Source organism: Aestuariivirga sp., assembly GCF_044239095.1.
Classification (GTDB): Bacteria; Pseudomonadota; Alphaproteobacteria; order Rhizobiales; family Aestuariivirgaceae; genus Aestuariivirga.
Genome location: NZ_JBIICB010000245.1, coordinates 1 through 6601, shown reverse-complemented (window position 1 = coordinate 6601; position 6601 = coordinate 1). Strand labels below are relative to the sequence as shown.

Annotated in this window: 9 protein-coding genes; all 9 read left to right on the top strand. The window is 65.0% G+C overall.

What is annotated here, in order from left to right:
- Nucleotides 1-1011 (top strand): FGGY-family carbohydrate kinase (locus tag ACILRA_RS17980; protein WP_395663441.1); only part of this gene is annotated, 1011 nt, incomplete at its 5' end.
- Nucleotides 1008-2027: a sugar-binding transcriptional regulator gene (locus ACILRA_RS17975; protein WP_395663440.1), complete on the top strand. Its 1020-nt coding sequence runs from the start codon at nt 1008-1010 to the stop codon at nt 2025-2027. The genes ACILRA_RS17980 and ACILRA_RS17975, both read left to right, overlap by 4 nt.
- 3 nt (nt 2028-2030) lie before the next feature.
- On the top strand, nt 2031-3017 hold the full coding sequence (locus ACILRA_RS17970) for a thiamine pyrophosphate-dependent dehydrogenase E1 component subunit alpha (RefSeq protein WP_395663439.1): 987 nt from the start codon (nt 2031-2033) through the stop codon (nt 3015-3017).
- On the top strand, nt 3014-4027 hold the full coding sequence (locus ACILRA_RS17965; protein ID WP_395663438.1) for an alpha-ketoacid dehydrogenase subunit beta: 1014 nt from the start codon (nt 3014-3016) through the stop codon (nt 4025-4027). Before ACILRA_RS17970 ends, ACILRA_RS17965 begins: the two co-directional genes overlap by 4 nt.
- Nucleotides 4028-4059: 32 nt before the next feature.
- Nucleotides 4060-4302, top strand: a complete 243-nt coding sequence (locus tag ACILRA_RS17960; protein ID WP_395663437.1) for a lipoyl domain-containing protein — start codon at nt 4060-4062, stop codon at nt 4300-4302.
- Between the two features lie 19 nt (nt 4303-4321).
- Nucleotides 4322-5176, top strand: coding sequence for a ketose-bisphosphate aldolase (locus ACILRA_RS17955; RefSeq protein ID WP_395663436.1), 855 nt, complete (start codon nt 4322-4324; stop codon nt 5174-5176).
- Nucleotides 5176-5919 (top strand): lipoyl protein ligase domain-containing protein, encoded by a 744-nt coding sequence (locus ACILRA_RS17950; RefSeq protein ID WP_395663435.1) that lies wholly within the window; start codon nt 5176-5178, stop codon nt 5917-5919. Before ACILRA_RS17955 ends, ACILRA_RS17950 begins: the two co-directional genes overlap by 1 nt.
- A gap of 9 nt (nt 5920-5928) precedes the next feature.
- Entirely contained in the window at nt 5929-6060 is a 132-nt protein-coding gene (locus ACILRA_RS17945) for a hypothetical protein (RefSeq protein WP_395663434.1), read from the top strand.
- Nucleotides 6061-6329: 269 nt separating this feature from the next.
- A partial coding sequence (locus tag ACILRA_RS17940; RefSeq protein WP_395663433.1) for an FAD-dependent oxidoreductase occupies nt 6330-6601 on the top strand: 272 nt, incomplete at its 3' end.

Below are 6601 nucleotides of genomic sequence, written 5' to 3'. Positions count from 1 at the left end.
GAATGGGCCACCTCCTGGTCCTGCGCGGACCCGCTCGGCCTGGTTGATCTCGAGCGTTTCGATTATGATGACGGTCTCCTCGAGATGGCGGGGCTGTCGCGCGCCAAGGTCAGCAGGCTGCTGCCGCCGGGCGCCATTGCGGGCGGGCTCCTCCCGTCCGTTGCCCAGAGTCTGGGCCTGCCTGCCGGGCTGCCCGTGGCCGTCGGCGCGGGGGATGGTCAGTCGGCGGGGCTGGGCTGCAATGTCACCAGGCCCGGCCGCGCCTATCTCAATCTCGGAACCGGCACCGTCTCCGGCGTCCATGCCGACCGCTACAGCTACGACACGGCCTATCGCACCATGGGCGGGCCAGTGCCCGGCAGCTACATTCTCGAAACCTTCATCGGCGGCGGCACGCAGAATGTCGTGTGGTTCACCACCCAGATCGGCGTGCCGCAGGACGTGCCCGGCAAATCCCCCGAACAGATTCTAGAGGAGGCGGCAGCCACAATTCCCCCAGGCGCCGGTGGGCTTCTCTGCCTGCCCTACTGGACAGGCGCCATGACGCCCTACTGGGACGGCCACGCGCGCGGCGCGTTCGTGGGGCTGTCCGGCCTTCACGGCAAGGCGCACATGTACCGCGCCGTACTGGAAGGCATCGCCCTCGAGCAGTGCTTCCTCACCACAGGCGTTGAAGCCGCCACGGGGACCGCGATCGAGGAGATCCTGATGCTGGGCGGCGGCTCACGCAGCCCGCTCTGGTGCCAGATCATCGCCGACGTTCTCGGCCGCTCGGTAAAGGTGGTGCGCGAACAGGAAAGCACGGCGCTGGGTGCTGGCATCCATGTGGCAGCAGCCCTCGGGTTCCACGCCGATCTCCGCACTGCGGCCGATGCCATGACCGGCATCGACAGGATCTTCGAGCCCGACCTCGCCATCCATCACCGCTATGCAGATATCTTAGCGGCCTATCGCAGCATCTATCCGGGCCTCAGAGCCACCTTCCGGCTTGGCTCCGGGGCGCTGTCATGAAGCGGCAGGCCAGCACGGCGCTGGCACGGCGTTACGCCGCGGCCGATATCGAGCAATTGCGGCAGATGACCAGGGCGGCGCGCCTCCACCTCATCCAGGGCGCGCGCCAGACCGAGATCGCGGAGAAAATGGGCATCTCCCAGGCCGGTGTCTCGCGCCTTCTCCGCATGGCGGAAGAGCAGGGCATCATCCGCTCCATCGTGGTGCCGCCGGAAGGCCTCTATCCTGATCTCGAGGAAGGACTTATCGAGGCCTATGGCCTCGATGCCGCCTATGTGGTCGACATCGATCCCACCGAGGAGGGTATCGCGCAGATCCTCGGCGCTGCCGCGGCGCGCTGCCTCTCCAGCGCCTTTGAAGGCGGGCCCGTCCTCGGCTTCACCTCCTGGAGCACCACGCTGCGGGAAATGGCACGCTGCATCGAGCCGGGCACGCGCAGCGCAATCCGCTCCGTCGTCGAAACGCTCGGCGATCTGGGTTCGCCCATGCTGCAGCACGAGGCCGATGTCGCGACATTGCAGATGGCCCGGGCCTTTCGGGCGGAAGCCGTTTTCCTGCGTGCGCCCGGCGTGATGCGCAGCGCGGCACTTCGCGAGGGCACGCTTGCTGATGCGCATGTCCAGAAGGCACTCACTCTTCTCAACGAAGTCGACATCGTCTTCGTGGGGATCGGCCCCGCGGACTTCCACGGGCCGCTGGAAGAGAGCGACAATTTCTTCACCGCCGAACAGCTGGCCGAGGTGCGCAAGGCAGGTGCTGTGGGCCAGCTCCACCAGCGCTTCATCGACCGGCGGGGCAAGCCTGTGCCAACACCGCTCGATGATCTCGTCATCGGCATTTCGCTGGATCAGTTACGCGATGCAGGCCGGCGGATCGCGGTTGCCGGCGGCAAGGCCAAGCATGAAGCGCTCGCCGCAGCACTCGCCGGTGAATGGATCGACGTTCTGGTGACCGATGCGGAAAGCGCCAAGATGCTGCTGTCAAGGCCAGCGGCGGCAAAGCAAGTGAAAGGTTAAGTCATGACACAACCCAACGACCTTCTGCTTGAAATGCAGAAGCGGATGCTCCGTATCCGTCTCTTCGACGAGCGCGCCTCCAAGATGGTGAAGCGCGGCGAAATTCCCGGAACGGTCCACACCTCGATCGGCCAGGAGGCGCAGGTGGTTGGCGCCTGCATGGCGCTGGCGGAGGGAGACTACATGACCGGCAACCACAGGAGCCACGGCCACCCGATTGGCAAGGGCGCAGCCCTGGGCCCGCTCATGGCGGAGCTCACGGGGAAGGCTGGGGGCGTCTGCGGCGGCAAGGGCGGCTCCATGCATCTTGCTGACTTCAAGGTGGGAAGCTTGGGGGAATCCGGCATCGTTGGCTCCTCGATCCCCATTGCAACGGGTGCCGCCCTGTCAGCCAAGGTGCTGGGCACGGGCCGCGTCTCGCTCGCCTTCTTCGGCGATGGCGCAGCCAACCAGGGCTGCCTCTACGAGGCGATGAACCTGTCCTCCGTCTGGAAGCTTCCCATCGTCTTCCTGTGCGAGAACAACCAATATGCCCTCTCAACACCAGCACACACGGTGACGGCAGGCGTCATCGCCGAACGTGCACCGGGCTTCGACATGCCGGGCGTCCGCGTCGAGGACGGTCAGGACGTGCTCAAGGTCCATGCCGCGGTGAAGACGGCGGTGGACCGCGCGCGCACCGGCCATGGACCGAGCCTCGTCGAGGTCGTCACCTATCGCTTCAACGAGCATTCAGAGGGCCTGCGTCTCGGCACCGACTACCGCAACCCGGCCGAGCGCGAGGCGTGGATGAAGCGGGACCCGATCAAGCTGTTCCGCGCCCATCTCATCGCGCAAGGCATTGCCGGTGAGGCCGTCCTCGACGCGATCGAGGCGGAGGTCACGGCAGAGGTCGAGGCCGCCTACCAGTTCGCGGCAGACAGCCCGTTTCCCGAGCCACACATTGCCTTCAAAGACCTCTACACCGAACCCTTCGGAGTGAACCAATGACTGTCATGAGCTATCTGGGCGCCATCGGCGCCGCACAGCGCGAAGCCATGGAGGCGGATCCGCGCGTGATCATCATGGGTGAGGATGTCGAGGCAAATGTCTACGGCACCATGGGCGGCGGCAAGTCGCGCGCCGACAAGGGCGACTTCCTGCAGATGTTCGGCGCAAGCCGCATCCGCAACACGCCGATCTCGGAGGAGGTGATGGTGGGTGCCGCCGCCGGTGCCGCCATGACGGGCCTGCGGCCCATCGTCGATCTCTCCTATTCGAGCTTCCTCTACATGGCGATGGACCAGTTCGTGAACCAGGTGGCGAAGAACCGCTACATGTTCGGCGGCCAGGCCTCTCTGCCGGTTGTGTTCCGCTCGGCCATGTTCTTCGGCCTCAACACGGGCGCGCATCATTCGGACCGGCCCTACCCCATGTTCATGAATGTGCCGGGCCTCAAGATCATGGTGCCGGCAACGCCCACCGATGCGAAGGGCCTGCTGCGCACCGCCGTCGACATGGATGATCCCGTGCTCTCCTTCGAGGCCTGCATCCTCTGGGGCCTCAAGGAAGAGGTTGAGGATGGCGAGTTCAAGATTCCCTTCGGCGTGGCCCGCACGCACCGGCAGGGAACTGACGTCACCATCGTCGGCATCTCGACCGGCGTCCACGCAGCCCTTCAGGCGGCACAGAAGCTCGAGGCGGAGGGCATATCGGCCGAAGTGATCGACCCGCGCACCATGGTGCCGCTCGATTCCGAGGCGATCCTCACTTCGGTGGCGAAGACCGGCCGCCTCGTCATCGTCGATCCCGCGCACACGACCTGCAGTGCGGCCGCCGAGATCTCGGCCATCGTGGCGGAAAAAGCCTTCGACTGCCTGAAGGCGCCGATCATGCGCGTGACGACACCCGATACGCAGATTCCCTTCAGCCCGGCGATCGAGAAGCAGCTCTATCCCGATGCCGCCAAGACCATCGCCGCCGTGAAAAGGGCGATGGAGAGCCGCCGGCGCGCGGCCTGAACCCGGAATGTCAGGAGAGAAAGCAAGAGACAATGGCACGCATCAAGGTACTCCTCCCGCAATGGGGCATGGGAATGAGCGAAGGCAAGATCATCAAGTGGCACAAGGCCATTGGCGATCTGGTGAAGGAAGATGAGCCGCTGGCGGAGATCGAGTCGGAAAAGTCGACCGACACGCTGGAATCACCAGGTGCTGGCCGCCTGAACGAGATCATCGTGAAGGAAGGAGAGACCGCCGAGGTCCGCTCCGTCGTCGCCGTCATCGTCACCGAATAAAACGATAGGAACTCATCACATGCCATGGACCAATCCGAGGAAGCTCATCGAAGGCGCCCGAGCGGGCAATTTTGCCATCGGGGCCTTCAACATGCACAATGTGGAAACAACCGAAGCCCTCGTCTGGGCCGCCGAACAGGCAGACGCGCCGGTGTTTCTGCAGGTGGGCCGGGCGATCATCCCGCATATGGGGGTGCGCAAGGCCTTCGAGATGACGAAGCGCATCGCAGAAGAGTCCAGCGCGCATTTCGTGATCCATCTTGACCACGGCTCCTGGGATGAATGCATCGAGGCCATCCGCCTGGGCTTCAACTCCATCATGTATGATGGCGCGCACCTGCCCTTCGAGGAAAACATCAAGACCACGCGCCGCATCGTGGAGATCGCGCATGACTTCGGCATTCCCGTCGAAGCCGAGCTTGGCAAGATTCCGGATGTGGGCGAAAGCGTGCACTGGCCCGACTACTACACCGATGTCGGCGAAGCCCAGCGCTTCGTCGCCGAAACCGGTGTTGATACGCTGGCGATCTCGGTTGGCATCGTGCACGGCGTCATTCCCGGCCTGAAGCCCGAGCCCCTCGCCATCGGCCGCACCAAGGAACTGCGTGATGCCACGGGCATACCGCTGGTGCTGCACGGCGCATCCGGCATTCCGGAGGATGAAGTGCTTGCGGCCCGGGCCGCGGGTGTGAACAAGTTCAACGCCGACACCGATCTCCGCCACGCCTTCCGCGCTGGCCTCGAGGCTGTCTTCGCCACGGGCGACCGCCAGCTCGAGGAGGCGATGGCCGAGGGCCGCAAGCGCATGGTGGCCGCCACCATCGAGAAAATGAAGCTTTATGGCTGTGCCGGAAAGGCGCGCGAGCTGGCCTGATGCAGGCCTTCGGCGGACCCGTCCTGCTCGATGATGGCGATGGGCAGGACCTCCTGTCTGCCGCTTCCGCCGCGGATGACATCGCGCGCGTGTCCGCCATTCTCTCCGCCATGGATGGCCAAGGCCCCGGCAGCCTGCGCCTTTACCGGCCACAGGCCACCGCGGCCTTCGCGCCGCGTGATACGGCGCTTCCCGCCTATGCGGAGGCAGCGGCCGCCATGCAACACCTCGGCTTCACCCCTGCGGAGCGGCGCGCGGGCGGGCAGCTTGCGGTCTATGACAGAAACGCACTGGTGATCGACCTCATCGCCCCCCATCAGGAACCGCGCAACAGCGTGACGCAGCGCTTCGCCATGTTCTCAGCTGCCATCGCCACCGCATTGAAGGGCTTCCGCGTTGATGCGCGGGTCGGTCAGGTGCCGGGCGAATATTGCCCCGGCGACTACAGCGTGAATGCGGGAGGAACCCTCAAGCTCGCAGGCGTTGCCCAGCGCATCGGCCGGCGCGGCTATCACATGGGCGCGGTGATTTCCGTCCACCCCTCTGCCCCGGCACGCCATGCCGTGGCCACGGCTTACGCCATCTTGGGCTTTCCCTTCGCGCCTGAAAGCTTCGGCGCGGTGAGCACCCTCGCGCCGGATGCAGCCTTCGCGGATCTTCGTGCGGCACTCGCAGGCGAGATCTCACAACTGATCGGCATCGCCGGAACCACCCCTCCGGCAGAATGGCGCTCCTCAACCTGATCACACCCGATGATCGCGCCGCTGGTGGTTGCGGAGACGCTGAAGAAGATGGATGCGGGCAAAGCCGTCACCGTCAGCAGCCGCACGAACTTCTGCTGCGGATTTCGGGACATGCGCTGCCTGAGGTGCCACGTAAAGTGAGATAAGCTGTTGCTGAACAGCGCGATCACGCGCATCATTGCACTCACAAGACATTTTTTTAGCGGAAGTGCGCAAGCCTTCACGCAGGATCGAAACTGGGAGGTTGCCTTGGCTTCGAAGACGCAATCTGTGACATCCGCCATAAGTGGGCCAGCCAGCAGGTCCATGCGGCAACTGCCGCTGGTAGCGCTTTGCCTCGCGCCTGCGGCCGGCGGCGCAAGACTTCGCGCTGTCCGGCTGGCGCGCTAGCGTCGGCGCGCGGCACCTTGATGGCGGTGGAGTCGTCTTTCGATGCGGTGATTGTTGGGGCGGGCCACAATGGCCTTGCCACGGCGGTGCATCTTGCCCGGCATGGCTGGAAGGTCGGGGTATTCGAGGCAAAGGATGAGGCAGGCGGTGCCGTCAAGACGCGTGAGCTGACGCTGCCCGGCTTCCGCCATGACGTGGCCGCGATGAACCTCAGTCTCTTCGCGGGCTCGCCCTTCCTGCGCGAGCATGGCGCGGCGCTGTCACGCCATGGACTGGCCTTCGCTCCCGCCGC

Coding starts and splice junctions, on each gene's coding strand:
- ACILRA_RS17975 (WP_395663440.1), top strand. CDS start 1,008: ATGAAGCGGCAGGCCAGCACGGCGCTGGCACGGCGTTACGCCGCGGCC.
- ACILRA_RS17970 (WP_395663439.1), top strand. CDS start 2,031: ATGACACAACCCAACGACCTTCTGCTTGAAATGCAGAAGCGGATGCTC.
- ACILRA_RS17965 (WP_395663438.1), top strand. CDS start 3,014: ATGACTGTCATGAGCTATCTGGGCGCCATCGGCGCCGCACAGCGCGAA.
- ACILRA_RS17960 (WP_395663437.1), top strand. CDS start 4,060: ATGGCACGCATCAAGGTACTCCTCCCGCAATGGGGCATGGGAATGAGC.
- ACILRA_RS17955 (WP_395663436.1), top strand. CDS start 4,322: ATGCCATGGACCAATCCGAGGAAGCTCATCGAAGGCGCCCGAGCGGGC.
- ACILRA_RS17950 (WP_395663435.1), top strand. CDS start 5,176: ATGCAGGCCTTCGGCGGACCCGTCCTGCTCGATGATGGCGATGGGCAG.
- ACILRA_RS17945 (WP_395663434.1), top strand. CDS start 5,929: ATGATCGCGCCGCTGGTGGTTGCGGAGACGCTGAAGAAGATGGATGCG.